We start from the raw sequence: 23,523 nt of genomic DNA, 5'->3' as shown, positions 1-23,523 counted from the left end.
CCGCTCATGAGGGTCGAGGTGTACTTCGACATCCTGTGCCCCTGGTGCTACATCGGGAAGAGGAGGCTGGCGACCGCGCTCGCCGGACGCGACGACGTGGACCTCATCTGGCGCAGCATGGAACTGGACCCGGACGGCAGTCCGACGGCGGGCCCGACGGCCGCCGAGGTGATCGCCCAGTACCAGAGCGGTCCCGAGCAGGCCGCTGCCCGGGTGCGGCAGATCCAGTCGCTCGGCGAGGCCGAGGGGGTGCGGCTCGACCTCCACAAGGCGCGGCCGGTCAACTCCTTCGACGCGCACCGGCTCGTCCACCTGGGCGCCGCGCACGGGCGGGCCGACGAGGTCCTCGAACGGCTGTTGTACGGCTATCACACCGAGGGGCTCGACATCGCCGCCCCCGAGGTCCTGGAGAAGCTGGGGGTCGAGGCGGGTCTCGACCCGGCCGCGGTCCGCCGGGTGGTGGAGGGAACGGAGTTCACGGAGCATGTGCGCGCCGACGAACGGCGTGCCGTGGAGGCGGGCGTCAGGGGAGTGCCGTCGCTGGTGGTCGACGGCGGGGTGTCCGCCTCGGCCGTCCAGAGTCCGGAGGCCCTGGCCCGGCTGCTGACCCCCCGGCCGCGTGGCTGACCACGGCGCCGGGTCCCGGCGGGGACCTTGTGTCCTCGCCGGGACGGCTCGGTCCCGTCAGTCCTGGCGGAACCGGAATCCCACTCCTCGGACGGTCAGGATCCAGCCGCTCTCGCGCAGCTTGCTCCACATGGAACTCACATGGGTGTCGAGCGTCCGGCTCGCCTGCGCGCTGAGTCCCACGTCGGCCGGATGTCCCCAGACATCGATCATCAGACGCTGCCGGGAGACGACGACGCCCGGCCGGCTCGCGAGATAGTGCAGGAGGTCGAACTCCTTGCGGGTCAGCGGGATCGGCCGCCCGTCGAGCACGACCTCCCGGGACTCGCTGTCGAGACTGAGGCCGCCGCGGGAGAGGGCGGGTCTGCGCTGCCCCCCCGATTCGCGCGCCGACGCCTTTCAGTGGCAGGGAATGGGCGGCGCGCCCCGAAGGGCGCGCCGCCGGGAGTCTCGGGGAGATCAGAGGTCGAAGTCTTCGGCGCTCGTCCTCGGGCGTGGGGACGGTTCTGGAGCTCTGCGACGTATCGAGCCCAGTTGCCTCCTTCCTGGGTCCAGGCGGTGGCGGTCTCGGGGCTGATTCCCAGGAGTTCAGTGAGGATCGCCGCCGACAACTGGGTGGAGAGTCCCATCAGGACGGAAGTCCGGCCCCGACGTGAGTAGATGCCCAGCCGCTTCAACCGTGTTCCGAGATGGTGGCTGCTGAGCGGCTGGTCGGCGAAGGCGCCGGGGAAGAGCCAGGGAGAGTCCGCCGAGGAGCCGATCGTGATGTGTCCGCGTCGCCGGGCGACGAGCCGCCGGGCGAGCTTGTCGACGGGATCAGGCAGCAGCAGGGAAGTGTCGCCCAGCATCAGCGACGTCTGCGGACCTTCTGTGATCACCGCTGTGACCGGCAGCTGGGAGACCGCGCCGTGAGGGGCTGGGCATAGAGCAGGATGAGGAGCCCGGCGAATCGGTCCTCGATGGCAAGGCCGTCGTCGTGCATTAGGCGACGACTGACAGCCCAGCGGGCGGCTCATCATTCCTGGGGGATGGTGGGCCGCTCTTCGTGTTTGCTGCGGGGTGGCCTCGCCGACGGGGGTGACGACGAGGCCGGGGCCAGTTTGGCAGGGGTGGGCTGAGGTGGGCAGGATTTCGGGCGCGGGTGTCATGTTTTGGGGCGGTTCGGCACGTCATTCGCATCCGATATTCGAACAGGCGTAGCATTGGGGCGTGCCGAAAACCTTCCCCTTCCCGCAAGACCTCCTCGAGGCCCAGGTCACCCTCCGCGAGACCCGTGCCGCGTACGAGGAGTACGCCAGGACCTTGCCGTGGTCGGCAGAGCCGATGCCCGGGTGGGAGGGAGACAAGCAGCTGCACTCCTCCTACCGGTCCCACAAGGAGGACTCTCCCGGGTACACGGAGGAGCAGGCCCCAGAGACTGTCCGCTTCAGGGCACGGCTGCTGGAGCTCAGCACCGCCGTGTCCACGCACCCCTTCTGGGATTCCGTCGACGTAGGCGACCGTGTCGAGGCCCGCATGGCGCTCAAGCACGCCCACGAGCCGGCCGAGGCGTAGCCATGTTCGGCGGCATATCCGACCTGGACAAGGACCGGACGCTGGAGCAGTGGCTGGAGTGGCAGCTGCGTCAGGTCCGGGGCCGGATCCGGGAGCTGGAGATCAAGGAGCAGCAGGAGCGGCGGCGTCGGGAGCAGGCGCACGCCGCGCTGCGGTGGAAGATCCAGCCGCAGCGGTCATTGTCGGCGGCCCTGGTGCACCGCGGGGACTGTGCCCTGTATCCGGTCGAGGGCGGATTCCTCACCCGCGAGGAAACAATGATCGCCTTGGCGGAGCCTGACATCGCGGCGTGCCAGATCTGCAAGCCCGAGACGGGGCTGGTCGACGGGTAGGGCCGTACGGACCGCCGGACGCGCCTCGGCGGAGCCGGGCGTGACGGGCGTCGCGGCCACGTGCCGCAGCGGCCGCTCAGAGGTGGCCGTCCAGGAACTTCCGTACCTCGGTGATGGTCATAGGCCCTGTGCCGTGCGCCACCGCCTCTCCCTCCTTTAGCAGGACGTAGGACGGGGCTCCGGTGATCCCGTATCGCTCGGTTGCGGCCGGACAACGCGTGATGTCGGCGCGGACGGCCGTCAGGCGGCCCGCGTAGTCGTCGGCGATGCCACCCACGACGAGGTCCATCACCCGGCAGGGCTCGATTGCCTTGGGCCATGTCCCGGTGAAGTATGCGAGGACCGGAACTCCGCTCATCCCGAGGATGAAATTGAACTCCGCGTCCTCACGGGGTCGGTGAACCCGCTTCGTCATGGAAGCTCCTGACCTCACGTTCCGTCATTCCATCCCCATCATCCCTCGCGCGGTGTGCCAGGCCGGCCCGGTCGGTCGTCCGGTTGACCTGTCGGAAGGGAGGCACGTGGCCGTCGCAGAACCACGGTGGTCCCCGGCGCGAGCGGCCCGGCCCTCCGCCCCTGGTGACCCGGCCTGGTCGCCCCGCCGGTCACCAAGCTGCAGCCCGCCGCGCGCCCATGGGTCAGCTCGTGCCAGGACAGCGCCCTCCACGACGACATGAAAGCTGTTTTCCAGGGCATTTCCAGGGCATCGTGGCCCAGATCACCTACCAGATGCTCGATGAGCGCGTTGACGAGCGGGCCGGTGCGCATCGTCCACCGGATCCAGTCGAGCGGTATCCGCCACCGCGCTTCTCAGAGACAGCGCCCCCGACGGGCTTCCCAAGGCCTTGCCTGGTCTTCACATCAACCCCCGGTCTCAGCTGGCTAATACCGCTCTTCCCCGGGCCGCATGAGCCAGTTGATGGCACCGAGAACGTGGCACGATTCCTGGACCGCTCGCGGACACAGTCGTGGACGGTCGAAGTACGCGTCAGCTGACCCGAAGACCGACCGCCAGCGTCAGTTCAAGGACCCGGTGTGGCGATGCGAGATCCGGAATCAGCTCCCGCAGCTGCGACATCCGGTACCGGACCGTCTGGGGATGGACGAACAACGCCGCCGCCACCTCGTCCCGCCTGCCCTGGTGGAGCAGCCACGCCCGCAACGTCTCCTCCAGCCGCCGTGCGGTCGCGACAGGCAAGGTCCGCAACGGTGCGAGAGCTCGGGCACGCAGGTCTGCGAACGCGTCCACGTCGGCGCTCAGCACCAGCTCGGGCAGGTGGTCCTCGGTGTCGCGAATATCAGAGGAGAGGGAGCGCGCGCGTACGGCTCGTGCGTACGAGGCGGACGCACGAGTCCATGGCCGGGCCGGGCCGACCACGGCGGTGCGGTCGGTTACTGACTTCGGCGTATTAGGGTCTGTCCGGTCTATCGAGAGCGAGGCCCGTCCCGGCGAGGAATCCGTCGAGGATGCCGTGCCGGTACTGCAGCGCTTTGAGCCGCCGACGGAGCAGAGTCTCCAGCTCGTTGAGGGTGCGGGCGGCCAGGTTGGCCAGGCTCCGCTTGATGTGCGCCCACAGGCCCTCGACCGGGTTGAGGTCAGGCGCGTACCCGGGCAGCAGGACCACCGTCAGCCAGTCCCGCTCGGCAACGAGTGCCTTCATCGTCTTGGAGATGTGGGTGTTCAGCCGGTCCCACACCACGATCAGTGGGGCCTTGAGCAGTTGGTGGGCGCCATCCAACAGGCGTATGTAGTCCGCCTCGCCCAGCGAGCGACGCTCGCCCTTGCGGCCGGTATGCCGACGCAGCCGGTAGCACAGACGGGCGGGCAGGCCCGGCCGGTAGCACAGCAGACCGGCCACCGAGAGACGTCCCCGGCTACGGCCGGACACCTTGACCCTCGGGGTGATGCCGCGCCGGCCCCAGGTGCGGCCCTTGGGCGGCCGACCGGTCACGCCCGCTTCGTCCTCGAAGCAGATGAACGCGCCGGTCGCCGCCCGGAGGGTTTTACCTCCTGCCAGGTCGCCTCCCGCCATGCGGTGATCGCGTCCTCGTCGCGTTCGGCGGCGGGCCGGGCGGGCATCTGCACGCTGCAGCCCATGCGGTGCAGCAGCCGAGTGACCCCGGAGACGCTGCAGGAGAGGTGGAACTTCCGCCCGATCAGCGTGCGTACCCGCACGGCGGTCCACACCTGGTCGTCCGCCCAGCCGTGCGCGGCCGGTCCCTCATCAAGCCACATCGCGAGCTTGGTCTGCAGGTGCGGGCCGAGCCGACAGCCGTAGCCGCAGGGGCCTCTGGAACGCAGCGCCTCGCGTCCGCCCGTCCTCCAGGTGCGGCGCCACTGGTAGACCGACTTCTCGCTCACCCGTAACTCCCGGGCGATGCACGGGACTTCCACGCCCTCATCGAAGAGGTCGACGGCCCGCATCCGTACCTCTTCCCGGCGCCTGCGCTGCTCGGCGGTCAGCCCGCCCCCGTCCGGATACCGCATGCCTCCGGCGTACCAGCCCGGACGGACCGCGTCACCCCTCCCGACACAAATCCAGACCCCGAAACGCCGAGATCAGTACTCGAGACGTTCCTGCCGGCACCGTGGTCGCGGGAGTGCCCGCCCGGGTGATCAAGGCGATTGACTGAGCCCGGCCGGGCTGCTGGCCCGGGTGCACGGCACGATCTGCGATCATGCCGAGATGTCGATCACTGTCTCCGTGCCGTGCCGGACGTGTTCGGGGCGCGCCCGGTCTGCCTGGTCGGAGAGTCCTGCGCCGCGCTGGGCCGCGCTGGCTGGCACAGCTCGTGTGGAGTGGGCGGACGGCACTCTTTGCAGCCTGCCGCTGGACTTGCGTGAGCTGTTCCCCAGGGCGCAGTCGCTGCCACGGCCCGGCGAGGAGCGGGTGGTCAGGGTGCACGGGCCCTTCCTCGCCGATGGCCGAGTCCCGTTCTGGGCGCTGTTCGAGCCTGCTCTCGCCGCGCTGAACGGGCTGGACGAATATCCAGAGTTGATGCGGAACTGTGCGCTGATCGCTTGCACGCCCCTTGCCGTGCTCGCCCGGGGAAGCGGGTACGCCTGGTTGCGAGTCCGGGTGGAGGAGCTCACGAAGCTGCTCGAGGCCGCAGACAGAATCCCGCCCTCGACTGCCGGCTCATTGGAAGACTTACTCCCTCCGGATGGGGCCCGGATGACGTCCAGCCAGGACGCTTCGGCCGGCCTGCGCTACTACGAATGGTCGATTCAGAGCAACATCGGGCGCTGGGCGGTGTGCACCGACGACGAGCACGGCATGGCTGCCCTGCTCTACGGGGAGTGGGCTTTCGATCAGGACGACGTCGCTCTCGGCCATCGCCCGCTCTCCCCGTCCGAGACCGCCCTGCTGCGGGCCGCGTGGCCCGACCCGCGACCCGGCTGCAGCGGGTGATCCACTGCCCGAGGCAATGAGCCTTTTCCATCTTGATCAGCTGGCGAGTTCGAGGGCGACGATGGCCCGGACGAGGGCGGTGATCCGGATGGTGCTGCAGCGGATTTTTCGCAGGAGCCGCCAGCACTTGAGGATCGCCATAGCGCGTTCGCCGAGGCTGCGGATCTTGGCGTGGTCGCGGTTGTGACGTCGGCGCCAGCCGCGCAGGTGCCTCCGCCGGATCGGGACGCGTATCGCGGCGTCGGCACCCTGATACGCCTTGTCGGCCCAGCACTTGATGTTGTCGGCGGCGAGGGCGTCGGGGATGCCGTGGGTCCGGGCCGCGGTCAGGTCGTGGGTGGCTCCCGGCAGGGCGTCGGAGGCCCAGATCAGGCGTCCTGCGGGATCGGCGAGGACCTGCACGTTCATCCCGTGGTGCTTCTTCTTGCCCAAGTAGTACGGCCGGTCGGCGGCGATGCGGTCGATCGGGAACACGGTGCCGTCGAGGATCACGTACGCCTTCCGCCGAACGGTCTCCATGGCCTGCTCCAGGGTGGGCGCGAGGGCGGCGAGCAGATCGACGGCCTCGCGTATGTAGCGGTAGACCGTGGCGATTCCGATCCGGAAGCCCGTGGCGAGACGGGCGTAGGTATCGCCGCACCTCAGATGGGCCAGGACGAGCAGGGCCTGCCGGCCGCAGGCCAGGCGGCGCCACCGGGAACCGATCCGGCGACGGTGGTCTGCGAGCAGGCCGGCGAGGTACCGCAGGGTGCGGCTGGACAGATCGATGGCAGACGGGTAGACAAGCACGCGAAGCTCCTGGCGGACTGATGATCTTGGTCGTGAACCCGTCTACCAGGAGCTTTCTTCATGTCCCCCGCCGGGGCTGCCGATCCGACCACCCGTCAGGTTGGAAACGGCTGACCCTACGCAGACTTCCGGCGGTCGCCTCCTGCACGGGGGCGACCGCCTTTGCCGCACTCAGGCTTCACGCCGGCGCCCGCGATGGAAGCAGCCGTGACGGGCTCGCTGGTCACCTCACCGCCCGGGTCTTCGTCCAGCGGCCAGCTTCGAGAAGGCTCACTCCCGCCGAGCGAAATCCATGGCTCCGCATGTGCGGATTGCCAGGAGCACCGCGCGCGGGGAAGCGCCGGCGCGTGACGGGGCCCGAGAAGCGTGACGGAGTCAGGGAAGAGAGTGGCAGGTGATGTGGCCGCGTCAATAGAGTGACGGGATGGGACTCTTCAAGCGGAACAAGGCGACGTCCGGCCTGCTGCTCGTGTCCGACAGGGGCATCCAGCAGGTGAAGACCGCGTCGTACGGGATGGATCTCGTGCAGGAGGTCGCTCGTCTTCTCGGTTCGGAGCACATACGCTCCACCAAGCTCGGCGAGGAGCTCACCCTCTGGTACGCCGAGGACGGCCCGGGGCGTGCGCGTTCCGGCCCGCCCAACCCCGTGGCCAGCCGGCTCGCGGCCGAGCACGGCGCGGCGCCCGTCACCGGTCCTGCGGTCGTCGCCGGTCCGCTGCTGTACGGCAGCCCGTACCCGCTGGGCGCCGAGGAGATCACGCAGGTCTCGGGGCGCCTGCACGGATAGCCGCGGCTCAGCCGGCCATGGCCGCCACGATGCGGGGCAGGAGAACGGCGTTGGCGCTGCCGAGGGACACCCTCACCGCCTGCTGCCTGCCCCGCTCATGGATCCACACCAGGCCGTCCGCGACCTTGACGTCCGTGAGCGAACCCCAATCGGCCTCCATGACCCCGCGCAGCGTGAGCCCGCCGCGGTGCACGCGCATCTCGCCGATGGTGAACGACCCGCCGCGCCGGATCAGGTCGAGACGCTGCGCGAGCAGCCGGGGCTCGAGGACGCGCTGTGCGAACTCGACCAGGGCCAGCCACGCTTCGGGGGCCTCGGCCCGCTTTCCGCCCTTGCTCCAGGTCAGATTCTCCAGGCTCTTCGGTGAGTTCCCGTATCTGCCCACGCCGAACGTGTACGTATTGGTGTACATGGAGGGGAACAGGAAGCCCTGGTGTTTGGTCCGCGAGACGGGATACCGGACCCACTCGATCTCCTCCCAGGTCAGCGAGTCACCGCCGTACGTGATCCGCTGCTGGTCGGCGACCACGTGTGTCGTCCAGCCGACCAGACTGTCCACGAAGGGGCGCTCGGGGGCCTCCTGGCGCGGGGGTGCGGATCGCGGAGGCGCCGTGTGTGGGGATGCCGTGCGCTGGCCGTTCGCCCCGGCATAGGCCCGCAGCCACGCCGGTACCCCGGCCCGCGGGTAGGCGGCGAGGTCGTTGCGGTAGTGCGTGGGGGCGAGCAACTGCCCGTCGGGGAGCCGCTCGTCACCGTAGTCGTACTGGGTGGAGACCTGGGCCTGGCCGCCGGGCCCCTTGGTGACGGCGACCATCAGACGCAGCCACGGTCCGGCCGGCATGGCGGCCGCGAGGTGGCGCTGGCGGCGTACGAGGAGGGCTATTTGCTCCGGCACCCGTGCCTCTATGGGCCGTTCGTGCTGCCAGAAGCACAGATCGGCCGTCTCGGCGGAGACGGCGCAGGAGAATGCCGCCACCATGCGTTCCCACCGCTGTGGTCCGCACAGCGCCAGCTGGCGGGCGATCTCGTCGGTCAGCGCGGTCACGCGGGCCGCCGTCATGTCCTCGGGCGGGGTGCCGACGACGGTGAAGTCGGTGATCGCGCCCGGCTGCCCGGACCGGGCATCGAGGCGCTCGAACTCCGCCTTGAGGTCGTTCATGAACGCCTCCTCGGCGGGCGTACGCCGTACGAAGGCCTCCTCCGCGGTGAACAGGGCGTCGGCCTGTCCGGGCGGGATCGCGGAGGTGACCTCCTTGATGCGCCCCGTGTCGCCGACCATGAACACCGAACGGCCGACGGGCATGTCGAGGAAGGCCATGGGATCGCTGTCGTCGACGTCGACGGGCGCGTAAACGCTCCAGCCCGCGGCGAACCGATCCGCGACCAGGCCCTGGGTCGGGTAGTCCAGGCCGCCGGTGGCGATGTGCTCCTGGACCAGGGCGATGGCGCGCCGTTCGTCGATGCGTCCGACGGCACCCGGCTGCGGGGCCCTGCCCAGCGGATGGTTCGGGTCCGCCCCGTCCGGGCCCGGGTAGTGGTGGGTGAGCTCGAACCACAGGCGCATCTCGTCGGTGGTCACCGCGTCGGTTCCGGGGCTCACAGCGTCCCACGTGCCTCCGGGGTCGCGGGCGTAGAGCCCGACGGACTCCCCCTGGGAGACGGTCACGTAGTCGCAGGCATGGAGATCTCCGTACGCGGCGACCACGGTGAGCGATGGCGCGGCGGGGCGCTCCTCGCGGGCGATCTCCCTGCCGTCCATGCGCGTCGCGGCCAGTACATGGCGGGGCATCAGCACCACTCCCTTGCAGACACGGGGCACGACCGTAGCCCAAGGCGACCATCATGGTGAAGAAGGGGCCCGTTTCGGGGCCGCCGCCTCAAGCGGTCCTACCTTGTTGGTGGGTTGGACGGGCCAGTCGTAAGGTCCAGAGGCCCAGAGACTCCGGGTATGGCTTTCAAGCGGTTGCCCTCGATGGTTCCTTCCACCTGGCCGCCCGGAGTCTCTCGACGACTCGGCCGCTGATTAGGAGCTGCGAGCACCTGCGGGTGTATCGCTGAGTAGGACCACGCTGGCGAGGTCGTTCGGGAGAACAGTAATCACCGACGGACCGGAGGAACCCGTGCCCCAGATCTGGGCGGGCGTGGACATAGGCAAGACCCATCACCACTGCGTGGTCCTGGATGCCGAGGGCAAGCGACTGTTGTCGCGCCGCGTACTGAACGACGAGCCGGAACTGCTGGCTCTGCTCGCCGACGTGCTGGCGATCGACGAGGCCGCCGTGTGGGCGGTCGATGTCGCCGACGGCATGGCGGCCTTGCTGATCAGCGTGCTGCTCAATCACAGCCAGCAGCTGCTCTACATCCCCGGTCTCGCGGTAAACCGGGCATCGGCCGGCTACCGGGGCATGGGCAAGACCGACGCCAAGGACGCCATCGTCATCGCCGACCAGGCCCGGATGCGGCGCGACCTGACCGTGCTGCGGCCGGACGACGAGGATGCCGTCGAGCTGCGGGTCCTCACCAACCGGCGGGCCGATCTGAACGCCGACCGCACCCGACGGATCAACCGCCTGCGTGGTCAACTCAGCAGTATCTTTCCTGCGTTGGAGCGAAACCTCGACTTGGGTAACGTCGGACCGCTGATCCTGTTGACCGGCTACCAGGCCCCGGCCGCCCTGCGCCGGACCGGCGCCAAGCGGCTGGAGACCTGGCTACACAACCGCAAGGTCCGTGGTGCCTCGGACCTGGCCGCGGCCGCTCTCGAAGCGGCCGAGCGCCAGCACTGCGGGTGCCGACAAATCATCCGGCCAGGTCAGGAGCTTGAGCGTCACTGGCAGGCCTTCTGCTCGCGCGCCACTCGCGCTCGTGCTGTTCACCCGGATGGCCGTCGGCGGCATCATGATTTGTCGTGCTGCTGCGCCTGGCCTACCTCGCCGTCACCAATACGTTCACGCTCCTGCGGCTGCTGCCGATGAGTGAGCGGGACAAAGACATCGAGATCCTCACGCTGCGGCACCAGCTGCTGGTCCTGCAGCGCCAGGTCGGCAAGCCCGCGTTCACCGACACCGACCGTGCGCTGCTCGCTGGCCTGCTGCATCGTCTCCCGATGAACAGGCTGCGCCGGCTCCTGCTGCTGGTGCGTCCCGACACGATCTTGCGGTGGCACCGCGACCTGCTCGAACAGCGCCATGCCGTCACGTGCGCACCGAGGCGGCGAGGGCGCCCACCCACAGTCCGCTCGATCCGCAGCCTGGTCTTGCGCCTGGCACGCGAGAACAGCTCTTGGGGGTACCGGCGCATCCACGGTGAGCTCGCGGCGCTCGGTATCAAGATCGCCGCCTCCACCGTCTGGGAGATCCTCAAGGAGCACGGCATCCCGCCCGCTCCCGAACGCGAAGGCACGACCTGGGCTGACTTCCTGCGCAGCCAGGCCGACGCGCTCCTTGCCTGCGACTTCTTCGAGACCCGCACCATGGCCGGGGCGCGCCTGTACGTTTTCGCCGTCATCGAGCACACCACCCGCAGGATCCGGATCCTGGGCGCCACCGCACACCCCACCGCGGACTGGGTGCTACAGGTCGGACGCAATCTCGCCATGGATCTCCAGGACGCGGGCAGCCAGGCCAGGTTTTTGATCCGCGACCGGGACTCGAAGTTCACACAGGCCTTCGACGCCGTGCTCGCCGACGCCGGGCTGGAGGTCGTCACCAGCGGTGTCCGGATGCCCCGAATGAACTCCATCATGGAGCGCTGGATACAGACCTGCCGCAGGGAGCTGCTGGACCGCACCTTGATCTGGAACCAAAGCCACCTCCTGCACGTGCTCCAAGAGTTCGAATCGTTCTACAACGGGCATCGACCGCACCGGGCCCTCGGCCAAGCCGCCCCGCTCCGCCCGCTACCTGAACCGATCACCGAACCAGGACAGATCGTGCATCTGGAGGTCCACCGACGAGACCGGCTTGGCGGAAACCTGCATGAGTACCCACATGTCGCCTGAGCAGGACGGATGATTAATCGGCACCCGCAGTTTGAGCAGCCGCCACGTCCCCTCCACTGTGTAGCTGACGTGGAACAACCGTCCGATCAACGTCTTGACCCGGGCCAACGTCCACCGCTGGTCCGCCCAGCCATGGGCGAGCGGACCACGCTCCAACTCCCGCTCCAGCCTGGCCATCTGGCAAATCGACAGCCCCGGACGCCCAGGCGAGCCCTTCGACCGGACCCCCTCCCAACCCCGCTCCCGCCACTGCCGACGCCTGCGCTCCACTGACCGCTCGCTCACCCAAGCGCGACCGCGATCTCCCTGTTCTTCGCGCCGCCCTCGAAGAGACCGACTGCCTCCAGCCGAACCCGCTCCCTCGCAGCCCTCTTCACGTCGGTCAAGCCGCCGCCCTGCGCGATCAGATTCGGGTCATCGAACACAGCGGAGACCGCTGCCGGAGTGTGGGCTGCGGATGCCCGCGAGAGCGGCAGAGCTCACGTTAAGTCGCGGCGACCGATGCCTCTGCCATGTGGCCGGCCCTAGCGTCGAGGACGGCACTCACCGCCTTTGGAAGTTCTACCGCTGGTGATGTCCACTCCGTTCACAGAAGTCTGGGGCGGCACAGGTCCTCGTCGGCAGGGGCCGGCACACGGAATTTACTCGGACGGACCCGAGGACGGTCGTGGGCAGGGGCCGCCCGCCGCACAGGCCGACCCGCCGATCAATCGCACGGAAAGAATCCTCTCGTGGCACCTGATCCGAACACACTCCATCCGCTGCCCGCTCATGATCGGGTCGTCTTCCTCAAACCATTGGTCAACGGCACCAACATCGTGGTGGGTGACTTCACCTACTTCGACGACCCGGACGGCGCGACTGACTTTGTGCAACGGAACGTGCTGTACGCCTACGGACCGGAGCGGCTGATCATCGGGAAGTATTGTGCGATCGCCACCGGCACCCGGTTCCTGATGGCCGGCGCGGCGCACCCGTCGATGGGTGTGTCCACCTTCCCCTTCACCATGTTCGGCGGGCAGTGGGCCGAACAGACCCTCGACCTCGTCACCGGCATGTCCAGCCGCGGTGACACGGTCATCGGCAACGATGTCTGGTTCGGGTACGGGGCCACCATCATGCCCGGCATACGGATCGGCGATGGCGCCGTAGTCGCTGCCGGGGCGGTGGTCACCGTTGATGTTCCTCCATACACCGTCGTCGGTGGGAACCCGGCCAGGGTCATCCGGCAGCGCTTCGAAGACAGCGATGTCGAACGGCTTGTGCAGACCGCCTGGTGGGACTGGCCACTCGATCTGGTGACCACGCACGCCCGGACCATCATGTCCGGTTCCCCGCAGGACATCGCACGCATCGCCACCGCCCAGGATATGGAGTTGGAGCGGTGACACCTCTGGTCATCGAGGAGTACGTCGTATCCCGCCGCGACAGCGGGCCGTACGCCATCACCACCGGCCCGGACAACGCACTGTGGTTCACCATGGTGCACAGAGGCAGGATCGGTCGCCTGATTCCCAGGCAGGAGCCGACGATCCATCAACTCGACGCCGACAGCGGGCCAACAGTCATCTGCAACGGTCCAGACGGCGCGCTGTGGTTCACCGAGTACCGGGCGCATCGGATCGGGCGGATCACACCGGTCGGCCGGATTACGGAATTCGCCCCGCCGACTGCGGAGTGCGGGCCCTTCGGCATTGCCGCGGGGCCGGACGGCGCACTGTGGTTCACCGAGACCGCCGCTGACCGCATCGGACGCATCACTGTCGACGGCACGGTCACGGAGTACCCGCTGCCGCGCGCCGGAGCGTTCCCCTCCGCCATCGCCGCCGCCGGGGACGCGATGTGGTTCACCATGAACCAGGCCAACGCCATCGGCCGTATCGGCATGGACGGCCGTGTCACGGTCCATGACCTGCCGACCGAGGCCGCCGCACCGGTGGGCATCGCGGTCGGCCCGGACGGAAGCGTGTGGTTCACCGAGATCGCGGCCGGTCAGATCGGCAGGCTGGCACCCGACGGCCGGATCACCGAATACCCGCTGCCCGACCGTTCCGCCCGGCCCCACGCCGTGACCACCGACGCTAACGGCAGACCGTGGTTCACCGAGTGGGGTGCGAACCGCGTCGGCTCCATCGACACCGACGGCACCGTAACGGTCCATGCCCTCCCCACCCCTGCCTCGGAGCCGCACGGCATCACCATGGGTCCGGACGGCGCCCTGTGGGCGGCCCTGGAGACCGGCGTACTCGCCCGCATCACCTCAACCAGAAGTCTTGCCTGACAACCTGCAACAACGACCCGAGGAAAACCAATGAAATACGCACTTGTCATCTTCGAGACCGATGCTTCACGCGCTCGGATCAAGGCCGACCGGGACGCCTACCGGAAGGCGTACGAGACCTGGATCGGCGATATGGCGGCCGCGGGCAAACTGGTGGGGGGGCGACGCCCTCGACACCGGGCATCACGGCCCCGTCACCGTACGGAAGACGGCTGAAGGGGTTCAGACCGTGACCGAGGGGCCCGTGCACGGCGGTGAGGAGACCCTCGGAGGCTGGTTTGTGCTGGAGGTGGCCGACCGAGCCGAGGCCGTCGCACTGGCCTGCGGCTTCCCCACACCAGAAGCGCTCGAACTCCGCCCGCTTCTCGAATCGGCGTGACCGAATCCTGAGCCCGTCAATACCGGTACGAGCGTGACGGCTTACATCAAAAACCAAGGAAGACACATGTTGTTCCGTTGCACGACCGAGTCCGACCGCGACAGAGTCACTGCCGTCACGGTGGACGAACCGATCAGTTGGATCCCGGCCGAGCGCTACCTCGATGAACTGGGCCAGGGGATGTACCGGCCGGAGTGGACCTGGATCGCCGAGGAAGGCGACCGGGTGATCGGCCGCGCCCTGTGGTGGGGACAGCCAGCCAGTGATCACCCGCTTGCCCTGGACTGCCTGCACGTCGATGCCTCGGCCGGCGACCGTACAGCGGTCGCGGCAGGGCTGCTCACCGCAAGCCTCAAGGCCTTCGCCGAAATGGGCGCCCGCAAGCTGCCGCTCTACAACCTGACACTCCCCCACGGCTGGCGCGAGGATCCGGCCGTAGCGGCCGCACTGGCGTGGCGACGCGACGCCGCCCTTGCGGCCGGGCTCACGGACGAGGTGGAGCGACTGCGCCTGGAGTGGACACCTGAGATCGGCATCCCCGCCGGCAGCGGCAGCCTCGTCTTCGCCAAAGCCTCAGACGAGGAGTTCCTGCAGGTGTTCCGGCAGATCGCTGTCGGAAGCCTGGACTGCGAGACCCGCAGGAACCTGGCCTCCAAGGGGGCCGAGGTCACTGCCCGGCAGGAGATGGACTTCTATCTGAGCTGCCCGGGTGAGCGCGGCTGGTGGCGGCTGGTACGTACCCCCCAGGGGGAAACCGTAGGGCTCGCGATCCCGTCGGCAACCCCGTACAACCGCAACGTCGGCTACCTGGGCGTCGTACCCGAATTCCGCGGCCGCGGACACGTCGACGATGTGCTGGCCGAGATCACCCGTGTACACGCGGAGGCAGGAGCCGAACTGATCACAGCCACCACCGACACGGGCAACGCCCCCATGGCAGCCGCCTTCGCCCGAGCCGGATACCGCACTGCTCAGATCCGACTGATCTACTCGGCGCCGGAATCATGAGCCGCCCGGAGGCGAGACCCCGGAAATCATGAGACGGCTGGAATGAGCGACAGCCCGGAAGAGACGGGACCGTATGAGTTACGGCAGCACGCGCCTCGCGGTCGTGGGGGAGTCATAGGGCCAGCAGCGTGGCGAGTTCGGTGCGGGAGCTGATCCCGAGTTTGGGGAAGGCGCGGTAGAGGTGGTGGCCCACTGTGCGCGGACTGAGGAACAGCTGTGCCGCGATCTCGCGGTTGGTCGCACCTGTAGCGGCCAACCGGACGACCTCGCGCTCCTGTGGGCTCAACCGGTTGACGCACCCGTCAGCGCGGTCCGTCAGGTCGGTGCTCTCGCCCGCCGCCCGCAGTTCCGCCCGCGCCCGCTGAGCCCAAGGCTGGGCGCTGAGCCTCTCGAAGACCTCCAGCGCCTCACGGAGGTGGTCACGGGCATCGATCTTGCGCCGCAGGCGGCGCAGCCATTCCCCGTACAGCAGTTCAGTGCGGGCCCGTTCGAAGTCGTCGCGGCCCTCTTGGAGGTGGAGCGCCGCCGCGAAGTGCGCCTGGGCTTCTCTCTCCGGACCGGTCAGGGCCAGACAGCGGCGGGCCAGCGCTTCAAGGTGCGGATGAGGTGTGGCGGCCGCCCATTGTGCGAGGAGTCGGGCCGGCTCCTTCGCCTGCTCGGGACGGCCGGCGCGCACCGCGGCCTCGACGAGATCGGCGAGCAGGAAAAGGGACAGCGCGGGATGACCCGCTTCCTGTCGTGCCGTCTCCAGCCGCTCCAGCGCCGCTTCCGCCCGTCCGAGGCCGAGTTCGAGCAGGCCCAGCGCCCCGAGGGCGTCCGCCGTTCCCCGTCCGACATCGCGCGGACGCGTGTAGGCGAGTGCCTCGTTCGCCAGGCTGCGGCTGTGTTCCTCCTGCCCCCGGACGGCTGCCAGGGTGGCCAGGACTGCCCGCAGGTGGGCGGCGCGGTGATCCAGGTGATAGTACTCGGCCAGCCGCAGCCCCTCGGCGGCGTGCTCGGACGCCTCTTCGTGCCGGCCGAGCGCCAGCTCGGCCTGGGCTAGCACGTGCAGCGCCGTGGGCAGCCACCCGGCGACGCCTTGGTCCCGGCATTGCGCGACCGATGCGGCGGCGATATCGCGTGCGTTCGCATGGTCAGCGACCACATGGCAGTAGATCCCGGCCATCAGCCGGTCCATGAACGCTGCGTCGGGACTGCGGCTGCTCCGTACGAGATCACGCAGGGCGTCGAGCGAGCCGGACACGTCCCCCTTCAGCAGGCGGGCGGGCACGTTCAGCACCAGAAGGTCCGAGTTGCGGACCGCGATCTCGACGATCAGGTCGGCGTCGCCCGAGGAGAAGGCGGCGTGGATCGCGTCGACCAAGAGCGGGGCGAGCTTGTCGGGACGGCTGAGGCCGATCAGGTCCGCGCATGCGACCAGGATGCGGCCGGCGGTTGCCGGCCTGCCGTATCCAAGCTCGACAACGGCCCGCAGACGAGCGAAGTCGGCTGCCATACCCGGGTCATTGAGAGGCCGCGGCACTTGGTCCGCCAGGGCATCGCACCGTTGGTCCTGGCCGGCTTCACTGGCCTTCTGAGCCGCACAGATGAGGCGGCGCGCACGCCTCTCAGGGTCGGCGGTGAGCTGGGCCGCTCGCTCGTACGCGGCGGAGGCCGACGCCATCCCCTGCCGGCTGTCGGCCCACTCGGCGACCCGCTCCAGTTCGTCGGCGACGTACTCGTCCGGATCCGTCGACGCGGCAGCCAGATGCCAGGCGCGCCGGTGCGCGTGACGGGAGGGGTCCAGCGTCTCCGCCAGCGCCTTGTGGGCCGCGATGCGCCGGGCGAGGGGGGCGCCCTGGTAGGCGGCGTACCTGACCAGCGGGTGGCGGAAGCGGATTGCCTCCCTGGACAGCAGGACGAGCCCGGCGCGTTCCGCGGGTGCGAGATCCTTGATGGCGGAGCCCAGCCGGCTGGCTGCTCTCAGCACTACGGTGAGGTGTCCGGTGTCGTCCGCAGCGGCCACGTTCAAAATCGCCTGAGTGACTTCGGGGAGGCGGCGAATCTGCGACAGGAAGGCATCCTGGATCCGGCTCGTCGGCCGGGTCGTCGCCTCGGGCAGAGGCAGGGGGCTCAGTTGTCCGAACCGTTGGGCCGGGGTGAGCGCGGCCGTCAACTCGATGAGGGCCAGCGGATTGCCACGGGCCTCTTCGATGATCCTGTCGACGACGTACGGGGGGAGACCGGGGACCAGCTCCGCGGCCGCGGCCCGGTCCAGGCCTTCGAGCAGCAGTCGCGGAAGCCCCTTTACCTCTGGACCATGGTCTCCGCCGCGAACCGCGAAGATCATCACGATGCCCTCGGCCCGCAGCCTGCGAGCGGCGAAGGTGAACACGTCCACCGACGGCTGGTCGAGCCACTGGGCGTCGTCGATCAGACAGAGAAGGGGGCCCTCCTCGGCGATTTCCGACAGCATCGTCAGCACGGCAAGGCTAATAGTGAGGCGATTACTCACCACATCGTCAGTGAGTCCGAAGATCGACTTCATGGCCGAGGCCTGTGGTCCGGGCAGCCGGTCGAGGACATTCAGCACGGGCAGGAACGCGTGGTGCAGCCCGCCGAACGCGAGCTCCATCTCCGACTCGATGCCTTCGACGCGCAGCACCCGCAGGCCGTCCGCCCGCTCGGCAGCGTAGTCGAGCAGAGCCGTCTTGCCGATCCCCGCCTCACCATGGATCAGCAGGGCGCTGCTCGTTCCCAGACGGGCTTCCGCGAGCATCTGATCTATTCGGCCCCGCTCCGCGCTTCGCCCCTGCAACACTCGCCCCGTCCTGTCGCGCTTCGGCCAACCCATTTGGTGCCCGGCGGGACCGTGTGGCGGCCGGCCTGTGAAGGCGTCTCGTTGATTTTCATCGGACGCACCGAGCACATTATCGCTGGCCGGGAACGTGCGTGCTGGGGCTCAACCGCCTCGCCCGGGAAGTGCATACTCCTGCGAAAGGCATCCGGCCGTGGAGTTGCCGTCGGTCCACGGAGGGAATTGTGACGAGCTTCGGCCAGACTGGCGCTGTCCGGCAACAGCGGCAAGTCATCACGCCCAGTCTCCCGGATGGCCGCCGGGGCGCTTGACCTGGGACCGGTACTGGGTCCATCGCCGTACCAGAAGCACGAACTCGGCGGCCGTGCCTCCGCAGGCTGCGCTGGCCATCTCCCACAGCACGGGCCGGATGCCCAAGCCGTCCGCGTACATCAGCACGGGGGCACTGTCACGTTGATTGACCGCAACACCGTTGCGTTTGGCACCTGAGCTGTATGTCAAGCCCTGCTGAACAGCGCAACGGGACCACCTGATAGATCAACGATCGGCGAAGAAAGTCGATCAAGGTCAGGGGTCCCGTTGCAGGAGAAGTGTGTCATCACGTCCACGATCGAGACAGCCCGGGGTGTGTTCGCGCCGGGTCACCTGGGGGAGTTGACCCAGATCGTGGACTTCGCGCTGGTGGACGCGGTGCTGGAGGAGACCGGTCGGCGCGAGAAGCGCCTGAGGCTGCTGCCTTCGCGGGTGGTGGTGTACTTCGTGCTCGCTCTCGCGCTGTTCGAACACCACTCGTACCGCACGGTGTGGTCCAAGCTGACCGCCGCCCTGACCCCGCTGGCCCTGGTGTGTCCCGCGGTCTCCTCACTGACGCGAGCCAGGCGCAGGGTGGGGGCTGCACCTCTGCGGCGTCTGTTCGAGACGCTGGCCGGGCCCGTCGCCCGCCCCGGGCAGGCCGGGTCCTTCTACCGGGGCCTGCGCACGGTGGCCGTCGACGGGACCCTGCTGCACACCCCCGACGACGAGATGCTCACCTGGCGCGAGTTCCTTGATGCCGTCCATCACAGCGGGGCGGCGGCCCGGCTGCGCTGTTCCGGGCCTGGAGGTACGACGCGAGTCTGTACGCGACGCCCCCTCAACGCCCCGCAGGAGCCGGAACACCGGCAGGCCGGCCGGCGCGGCTCCGGTCCAACCACGTTGCCGACCGCCACTGAACGCACCGGGCAGCGTCGACTGCCCGCCAAACGGATCCGGGACGACAACCTGCTCAACGTCAGCCCCAAGGACCAGGCGGTGCTGCAACTGCGGGGTGACGAGCCTCGGCTCGGACGCGTCGTCGCAGGAGACATGTCGGTAGGAAGCCGGCGTACAGCAGGGCGCCGGGTTTCCTGACTACGACAGGGGGTTTGCGACCCAGGGCTGACGCCTGTCGGTCTCGGGTCTGAGGCGGACCCGCGGTGAGTTACGGATCGCGGCGGATGGCACGGGCGGGGACGGGCGCGAGGATGGGCTTGCCCGGTCAACGGGCCCCATCACAAGGAGACTTCGATGACTTCCCTGCTCCGCCCCAGGACGTTGGCCCTTCCCGCCGTACTCGGGGTACTGCTCGTCGGCTTGCCCCTGAGCGCCGCCCCCGTCGCCTCCGCCGAGCAGCGCGCGGACAGGACCGCGTACGCGAGCGTCACGGGGAGTGCGGAGTTCGTCCTGCCGTACTACCCGGACCACGACGTCCGCTCGTTCACCTTCGACGCGCACGCGGACCCCTACAGCCGGCCGTTGCCCGGGATCCCCACGGGGCTTCCGACCGATGCCCGGGGCACGGTCAAGGTGTCCCACTACTCCGCCGAGCGGGACAGGACGTACACCTCCGAAGGCCGCGTGGACTGCCTGGTCACCGGCCCCCACACGGCGACTCTGACGGCGATCATCACAAAGGTGAGCCCGGGCGGCCCGGACAACCTCGGCGAGCGGGTCGGGTTCAGTGTCTACGACGGCGGCAAGGACAAGGGCCGTTCCGACGACCGTGTGGGCTTCTCCTGGAACGGTGTGAACCTGCTGCCGGACGGCGACGCCGCTCCCGCAGAGGCCGCCGTCGGCACCTGCATGGCCCCCGCGCCGTACGCCCCGGTGACCAAGGGTGGCTACACGGTCAGGCACGCCGAGCTGCCTCCCGTACCGAAGGGCTGACGTCCGAGGAGGCCGGTCCTGGCGTCCTGCGAGCCGTCGAGGTCGACTCAGCACTGGGCGCGGGAGTGATCCAGTGCCCACCGGCGGCCTGTGGGTGGTACAGATCGTGGTACAGAGTGTTTTCTGGTGTGGTCTTCGGGTGGTATTTCCGGGGCCGTGTCTGCGATCTCTCGGTTTCGTGTCAGTGGTTGCTGGGACCCTCCCTGCATGCACTCCCACTTGCTCCGCTTTGCCCAGGCGACCACTGCGCAGGACGTCGACCAGGGCCGGCGCCAGGCTCTCGTCAACTGCTGGATCGATGTTTCCAACGCCGGCGGCGCTGCCGGCTTCCCGTTCCCTCCCATCGACGAAAGGGATGCCGCCCCGGCCCTTGAGACCATCCTCGAAAGCCTCGCCCCCCGAACCAACCGCCTTCTGATGGTTTTGGACGATGACGAACTGGTGGGCTGGCTCAACGTTCGCCGCGATGCCTACGCACGCGGCAACCCGGCACCACATGGAGGCCTCGGAGAAGGCCCCGGCCGCCGTCGGCATCCAGCTGGGCGACCCGCTCGCAGTGCTCCTCGCGCGGGGCGCTGGGGGCCGGTGTCACCGACGCGCATACAGAATCTCTCGCTGAGTTCACCGGCGGCTCCCGCCCTGCGGCGATCGATGAGGGTCAGTGCGTACATGGGCACGCATCCCTTGCAGGCCGAACAGGATGAGAAGTTCAACCGCGCCGCCGTCGGCGCTGCCCAGCCAGTGAGGCAGGGACGTGTCGAACTCGGCTGCCTCACCGGGCGGTAGTGTCAGGTCGCGCTCGCCGGTCACGAGCCGCAGGCGTCCGCTGAGCACGTAGAGCCATTCGAAGCCTTCGTGGGTCTGCGGGGTCGGTTCGAGTGGCTCCGGCCGCGCCGGGATGATCATCTTGAACGCGTGCACCCCGCCCGGTCGCCGGGACAGGGGCACGAACGTCATCCCGAACCGCCTGATCGGCTTGAGGTGTATTCGGGGGTCGCCAGTTCGCGGGGCACCGACGAGGTCGTCCAACGGAACGTCATAGGTACGGGCCAGCGGCAGCAGCAGTTCGAGGCTCGCCCGGCGCTGCCCGCTCTCCAGCCGGGACAGAGTGCTCTCCGACACGCCAGTCGTTGCCGCGAGGGCGGCGAGGGTGATGCCACGGTCACGACGCAGCGCACGAAGCCGCGGCCCCACCGCGTCGAGCACGTCGTCGTCCATCTCGCGATCCATCAGGCCATCTTGCCGTAACCGCAAGATTTCGTGCCGGGTCGTGGAGCGCCTGGCAAGACTGAGTGCATACCGACACAAGGAGTCTTGATGAGCACCACCGATGCGGCCGCGTTCTGGGACAGCGTCTACGCGGCCCGACCGGCAGCCGGTACCCCGCAGCCGAATGCCCGCCTCACCGAGACGGTGACGGGCCTGCCGCCCGGTGACGCGTTGGACCTCGGATGCGGCGACGGCGGCGACGCGCTGTGGCTCGCCCGTCTGGGGTGGCAGGTCACCGCCGCCGACATCTCGGCCGTGGCGGTCGAGCGGCTCGCCGCCCTCGCCCGCTCACAGGGCCTGGGTGACCGCGTCACCACTGTGCGGGCCGACTTGCACGAGTCTTTCCCGCCCAACGGATACGACCTGGTCTGCGCCCACTACCTGCACACCCCCTTTGACCTGGACCGGGCAACCGTCCTGCGCTCGGCCGCGCACGCGCTGCGCCCGGGCGGGCGGCTGCTGGTCGTCGACCACGGCTCGGCCGCGCCGTGGTCGTGGAACCAGGATCGCGACGTCCGCTACCCGAGCCCGCGGGAAGTTGCCGCGGGTATCGACCTGGCTCCGGAGACATGGACGGTCGAACGGGCCGACGCACCCCGCCGGATCGCAACCGGGCCACACGGGCGCACCGCCGAGGTCACCGACCACGTCCTCCTCATCCGCCGCACCGCCTGACACGGCGGCCGGCGCCCGCCCCGACAAGAGAAGGGAGAGCACGGTGTCCAGCACCACACGCCGCAACCGCCGCCGCGACATTCCGCCGCCCCGGACCGGAGGCAACGAGATCGAGGTCTTGCGCGGATTCCTCGACTACCTCCGGGCCTCGATCGCCGCGAAGGTCGATGGCGCCCCCGAGCCGCAGGCGCGAACATCCGCAGTGCCGTCGGGCACGAACCTGCTCGGCCTGCTCAACCACCTGACTTTCGTCGAGCGCTCGATGTTCCTCGGGGACGATGTCACCGACTGGCAGGCGACGTTCCACGCCGCACCGGCGGACAGCATGGCCGATGTCGTCGCCCGCTACCGAGACGCGGTCACGCGCGCGAACGATGTTCTCGACGGGTGCACCGATCTGGGCGCACCGGTCCCCCGACCGCGACCGGACCGCCCCGCTCCCAACATCCGCTGGGCACTCACCCACATGATCGAGGAGACCGGCCGACACGCAGGCCACGCGGACATCCTCCGCGAACTCGTCGACGGCACGACCGGCCGCTGATCCACCTTCTCCAGGACGGGAACAGCTGATCACAGCACCACGGCTGTTGCCGCGCCGCCTCCTCCGATCCGCGCACACGGTGGCCCCGCGCATGACCAACATCAGGGGTCAAGGCCCCCATGAAGCTTCCCCGTGATCTTGGACACTCGATCTTTATGCCGCGAGGTCGTGTTGGTGCCGCTGTCGGGTCTCGGCTGGGGTGAGGTAGCCAAAGACCTTGTGCTTGCGCAGTCGGCGGCGGTTGTAGAACGTCTCGATGAAGTCGAAGATCTCGGCGCGGGCGGTGGCCCGGTCGGGCCAGACACGGGTGCCGATCTCTTCTTTGAGCAGGGCCCAGAAACTCTCCGCAGCGGCGTTGTCGAAGCAAGATCCGGTGCGTCCGCAGCTTTGCCGGAGGCCCAACTCGCTTATGTGGTAGCGGAAGTGGCTGCTGGTGTATTCGCTGCCGCGGTCCGAATGCGCTATGCAGCCGGGCTGGAGACGGCCGCGTCCGGAGGCCATCTTCAGCGCGTTGACGACGAGGTCGGCGCGGTGGTGGTCGGCCATCGAGTAGCCGACGACCTCGCGGGTGGCCAGGTCCAGCCAGCAGGCGAGGTAGAGCCAGCCCTCGCCGGTGGGCAGCGCGGTGATGTCACCGACCAGCTTCGTGCCGGGGGTCTCGGCGTGGAAGTCGCGGCCGATCAGATCGGGGGCCGGCTTCGCCTTCTTGTCCGGCCGGGTCAGCGACCGCCGCCTGCGGCGGTGGGCTCCCTGGCTGCCGTGCTCGCGCATCAGGCGGGCGACCCGCTTGCGGTTCACGCATCGCCCCAGGCGCCGCAGTTCGGCATGGACGCGCGGGACCCCGTAGGTGTGGCGGGAGGCGACGTGGATGACGGTGATCTCGT

The 23,523-nt window shown here is 69.0% G+C and carries 26 protein-coding genes and 2 pseudogenes; 15 read left to right on the top strand and 13 right to left on the bottom strand.

Going from position 1 to position 23,523, the window contains the following annotated elements:
• The first annotated feature begins 6 nt into the window (after window positions 1-6).
• The gene (locus tag ACFYY1_RS39605; RefSeq protein WP_388594618.1) at window positions 7-627 is read left to right on the top strand and encodes a DsbA family oxidoreductase; all 621 of its coding nucleotides are present in this window, start codon (window positions 7-9) and stop codon (window positions 625-627) included.
• Between the two features lie 57 nt (window positions 628-684).
• On the opposite strand, the gene ACFYY1_RS39600 is transcribed toward ACFYY1_RS39605, so the two are convergent.
• Complete coding sequence (locus tag ACFYY1_RS39600) at window positions 685-939, bottom strand: winged helix-turn-helix domain-containing protein (protein WP_388594615.1); 255 nt, start codon at window positions 937-939, stop codon at window positions 685-687.
• 897 nt (window positions 940-1,836) lie between these two features.
• Here ACFYY1_RS39600 and ACFYY1_RS39595 point away from each other — a divergent pair.
• Entirely contained in the window at window positions 1,837-2,181 is a 345-nt protein-coding gene (locus ACFYY1_RS39595; RefSeq protein WP_388594613.1) for a hypothetical protein, read from the top strand.
• A gap of 2 nt (window positions 2,182-2,183) precedes the next feature.
• Window positions 2,184-2,513, top strand: coding sequence for a DUF6233 domain-containing protein (locus ACFYY1_RS39590; protein ID WP_388594611.1), 330 nt, complete (start codon window positions 2,184-2,186; stop codon window positions 2,511-2,513).
• Between the two features lie 76 nt (window positions 2,514-2,589).
• On the opposite strand, the gene ACFYY1_RS39585 is transcribed toward ACFYY1_RS39590, so the two are convergent.
• From ACFYY1_RS39585 to ACFYY1_RS39570, 4 genes and pseudogenes are all read right to left on the bottom strand, one after another.
• A complete protein-coding gene (locus tag ACFYY1_RS39585; RefSeq protein ID WP_388594608.1) occupies window positions 2,590-2,928 on the bottom strand; it encodes a thioredoxin family protein in 339 nt (112 codons plus the stop codon).
• A 573-nt stretch (window positions 2,929-3,501) separates the two neighbouring features.
• A pseudogene (locus ACFYY1_RS39580) lies at window positions 3,502-3,915 on the bottom strand (helix-turn-helix domain-containing protein); the annotation flags it as partial.
• 7 nt (window positions 3,916-3,922) lie between these two features.
• On the bottom strand, window positions 3,923-4,546 hold the full coding sequence (locus ACFYY1_RS39575; protein WP_388594605.1) for a transposase: 624 nt from the start codon (window positions 4,544-4,546) through the stop codon (window positions 3,923-3,925).
• Complete coding sequence (locus tag ACFYY1_RS39570) at window positions 4,462-5,001, bottom strand: winged helix-turn-helix domain-containing protein (RefSeq protein ID WP_388594602.1); 540 nt, start codon at window positions 4,999-5,001, stop codon at window positions 4,462-4,464. Before ACFYY1_RS39570 ends, ACFYY1_RS39575 begins: the two co-directional genes overlap by 85 nt.
• Window positions 5,002-5,308: 307 nt before the next feature.
• Between ACFYY1_RS39570 and ACFYY1_RS39565 the strand changes: the two genes are divergently transcribed.
• Window positions 5,309-5,926 (top strand): hypothetical protein, encoded by a 618-nt coding sequence (locus ACFYY1_RS39565; RefSeq protein WP_388594600.1) that lies wholly within the window; start codon window positions 5,309-5,311, stop codon window positions 5,924-5,926.
• A 36-nt stretch (window positions 5,927-5,962) separates the two neighbouring features.
• Here ACFYY1_RS39565 and ACFYY1_RS39560 read toward each other — a convergent pair whose 3' ends face one another.
• Window positions 5,963-6,715, bottom strand: a complete 753-nt coding sequence (locus ACFYY1_RS39560; protein ID WP_388594597.1) for a transposase family protein — start codon at window positions 6,713-6,715, stop codon at window positions 5,963-5,965.
• 424 nt (window positions 6,716-7,139) lie between these two features.
• Between ACFYY1_RS39560 and ACFYY1_RS39555 the strand changes: the two genes are divergently transcribed.
• Window positions 7,140-7,502, top strand: a complete 363-nt coding sequence (locus tag ACFYY1_RS39555) for a hypothetical protein (protein WP_093812950.1) — start codon at window positions 7,140-7,142, stop codon at window positions 7,500-7,502.
• A 7-nt stretch (window positions 7,503-7,509) separates the two neighbouring features.
• Here the strand turns inward: ACFYY1_RS39555 and ACFYY1_RS39550 are convergent, their stop codons facing one another.
• Window positions 7,510-9,291 (bottom strand): hypothetical protein, encoded by a 1,782-nt coding sequence (locus ACFYY1_RS39550; protein WP_388594594.1) that lies wholly within the window; start codon window positions 9,289-9,291, stop codon window positions 7,510-7,512.
• Window positions 9,292-9,622: 331 nt separating this feature from the next.
• On the opposite strand from ACFYY1_RS39550, the pseudogene ACFYY1_RS39545 reads away from it, so the two are divergent.
• Both ACFYY1_RS39545 and ACFYY1_RS39540 read left to right on the top strand, forming a co-directional pair.
• Window positions 9,623-10,285, top strand: a pseudogene (locus ACFYY1_RS39545) (IS110 family transposase); the annotation flags it as partial.
• A gap of 125 nt (window positions 10,286-10,410) precedes the next feature.
• Window positions 10,411-11,502, top strand: coding sequence for an integrase core domain-containing protein (locus ACFYY1_RS39540; RefSeq protein ID WP_388594591.1), 1,092 nt, complete (start codon window positions 10,411-10,413; stop codon window positions 11,500-11,502).
• On the opposite strand, the gene ACFYY1_RS39535 is transcribed toward ACFYY1_RS39540, so the two are convergent.
• Window positions 11,401-11,679 (bottom strand): winged helix-turn-helix domain-containing protein, encoded by a 279-nt coding sequence (locus ACFYY1_RS39535; protein ID WP_388594588.1) that lies wholly within the window; start codon window positions 11,677-11,679, stop codon window positions 11,401-11,403. The two genes, ACFYY1_RS39540 and ACFYY1_RS39535, sit on opposite strands and share 102 nt — an antisense overlap.
• 104 nt (window positions 11,680-11,783) lie before the next feature.
• Window positions 11,784-11,927 carry a hypothetical protein gene (locus ACFYY1_RS39530; RefSeq protein ID WP_388594585.1) on the bottom strand — a complete coding sequence of 48 codons (144 nt, stop codon included), beginning with the start codon at window positions 11,925-11,927 and terminating at the stop codon, window positions 11,784-11,786.
• Between the two features lie 306 nt (window positions 11,928-12,233).
• On the opposite strand from ACFYY1_RS39530, the gene ACFYY1_RS39525 reads away from it, so the two are divergent.
• The 4 genes from ACFYY1_RS39525 to ACFYY1_RS39510 all read left to right on the top strand — a co-directional run bounded on the left by ACFYY1_RS39525 (window position 12,234) and on the right by ACFYY1_RS39510 (window position 15,170).
• Window positions 12,234-12,890 carry a CatB-related O-acetyltransferase gene (locus ACFYY1_RS39525; RefSeq protein ID WP_388594583.1) on the top strand — a complete coding sequence of 219 codons (657 nt, stop codon included), beginning with the start codon at window positions 12,234-12,236 and terminating at the stop codon, window positions 12,888-12,890.
• A complete protein-coding gene (locus ACFYY1_RS39520; RefSeq protein WP_388594581.1) occupies window positions 12,887-13,783 on the top strand; it encodes a virginiamycin B lyase in 897 nt (298 codons plus the stop codon). The genes ACFYY1_RS39525 and ACFYY1_RS39520 overlap by 4 nt, the downstream gene beginning before the upstream one ends.
• Before the next feature lie 229 nt (window positions 13,784-14,012).
• Window positions 14,013-14,162, top strand: a complete 150-nt coding sequence (locus ACFYY1_RS39515; RefSeq protein ID WP_388594579.1) for a hypothetical protein — start codon at window positions 14,013-14,015, stop codon at window positions 14,160-14,162.
• A gap of 66 nt (window positions 14,163-14,228) precedes the next feature.
• Window positions 14,229-15,170, top strand: a complete 942-nt coding sequence (locus ACFYY1_RS39510; protein ID WP_388594578.1) for a GNAT family N-acetyltransferase — start codon at window positions 14,229-14,231, stop codon at window positions 15,168-15,170.
• 112 nt (window positions 15,171-15,282) lie between these two features.
• On the opposite strand, the gene ACFYY1_RS39505 is transcribed toward ACFYY1_RS39510, so the two are convergent.
• Together ACFYY1_RS39505 and ACFYY1_RS39500 are read right to left on the bottom strand one after the other, a co-directional pair.
• Window positions 15,283-18,003, bottom strand: coding sequence for an ATP-binding protein (locus ACFYY1_RS39505; RefSeq protein ID WP_388594576.1), 2,721 nt, complete (start codon window positions 18,001-18,003; stop codon window positions 15,283-15,285).
• Between the two features lie 237 nt (window positions 18,004-18,240).
• Window positions 18,241-18,405, bottom strand: a complete 165-nt coding sequence (locus ACFYY1_RS39500) for a hypothetical protein (protein ID WP_388594573.1) — start codon at window positions 18,403-18,405, stop codon at window positions 18,241-18,243.
• 189 nt (window positions 18,406-18,594) lie between these two features.
• Between ACFYY1_RS39500 and ACFYY1_RS39495 the strand changes: the two genes are divergently transcribed.
• Together ACFYY1_RS39495 and ACFYY1_RS39490 are read left to right on the top strand one after the other, a co-directional pair.
• The gene (locus ACFYY1_RS39495) at window positions 18,595-19,356 is read left to right on the top strand and encodes a transposase domain-containing protein (protein ID WP_388594571.1); all 762 of its coding nucleotides are present in this window, start codon (window positions 18,595-18,597) and stop codon (window positions 19,354-19,356) included.
• 156 nt (window positions 19,357-19,512) lie between these two features.
• Window positions 19,513-20,151, top strand: coding sequence for a hypothetical protein (locus ACFYY1_RS39490; RefSeq protein ID WP_388594569.1), 639 nt, complete (start codon window positions 19,513-19,515; stop codon window positions 20,149-20,151).
• A gap of 621 nt (window positions 20,152-20,772) precedes the next feature.
• On the opposite strand, the gene ACFYY1_RS39485 is transcribed toward ACFYY1_RS39490, so the two are convergent.
• On the bottom strand, window positions 20,773-21,381 hold the full coding sequence (locus ACFYY1_RS39485) for a helix-turn-helix domain-containing protein (RefSeq protein WP_388594567.1): 609 nt from the start codon (window positions 21,379-21,381) through the stop codon (window positions 20,773-20,775).
• 87 nt (window positions 21,382-21,468) lie between these two features.
• Here ACFYY1_RS39485 and ACFYY1_RS39480 point away from each other — a divergent pair, with 87 nt between their 5' ends.
• The gene (locus ACFYY1_RS39480; protein ID WP_388594565.1) at window positions 21,469-22,095 is read left to right on the top strand and encodes a class I SAM-dependent methyltransferase; all 627 of its coding nucleotides are present in this window, start codon (window positions 21,469-21,471) and stop codon (window positions 22,093-22,095) included.
• Between the two features lie 43 nt (window positions 22,096-22,138).
• Window positions 22,139-22,639, top strand: a complete 501-nt coding sequence (locus ACFYY1_RS39475) for a DinB family protein (protein ID WP_388594563.1) — start codon at window positions 22,139-22,141, stop codon at window positions 22,637-22,639.
• 153 nt (window positions 22,640-22,792) lie between these two features.
• Here the strand turns inward: ACFYY1_RS39475 and ACFYY1_RS39470 are convergent.
• The coding region (locus tag ACFYY1_RS39470; RefSeq protein WP_388594561.1) for an IS3 family transposase at window positions 22,793-23,523 on the bottom strand (731 nt) is incomplete at its 5' end.

Origin of the sequence: Streptomyces sp. NPDC001890, assembly GCF_042891445.1 — a bacterium.
GTDB lineage: Bacteria > Actinomycetota > Actinomycetes > Streptomycetales > Streptomycetaceae > Streptomyces.
Note: the sequence above shows the minus strand (reverse complement) of the source record. Positions and strands in the feature narration are given on the sequence as shown.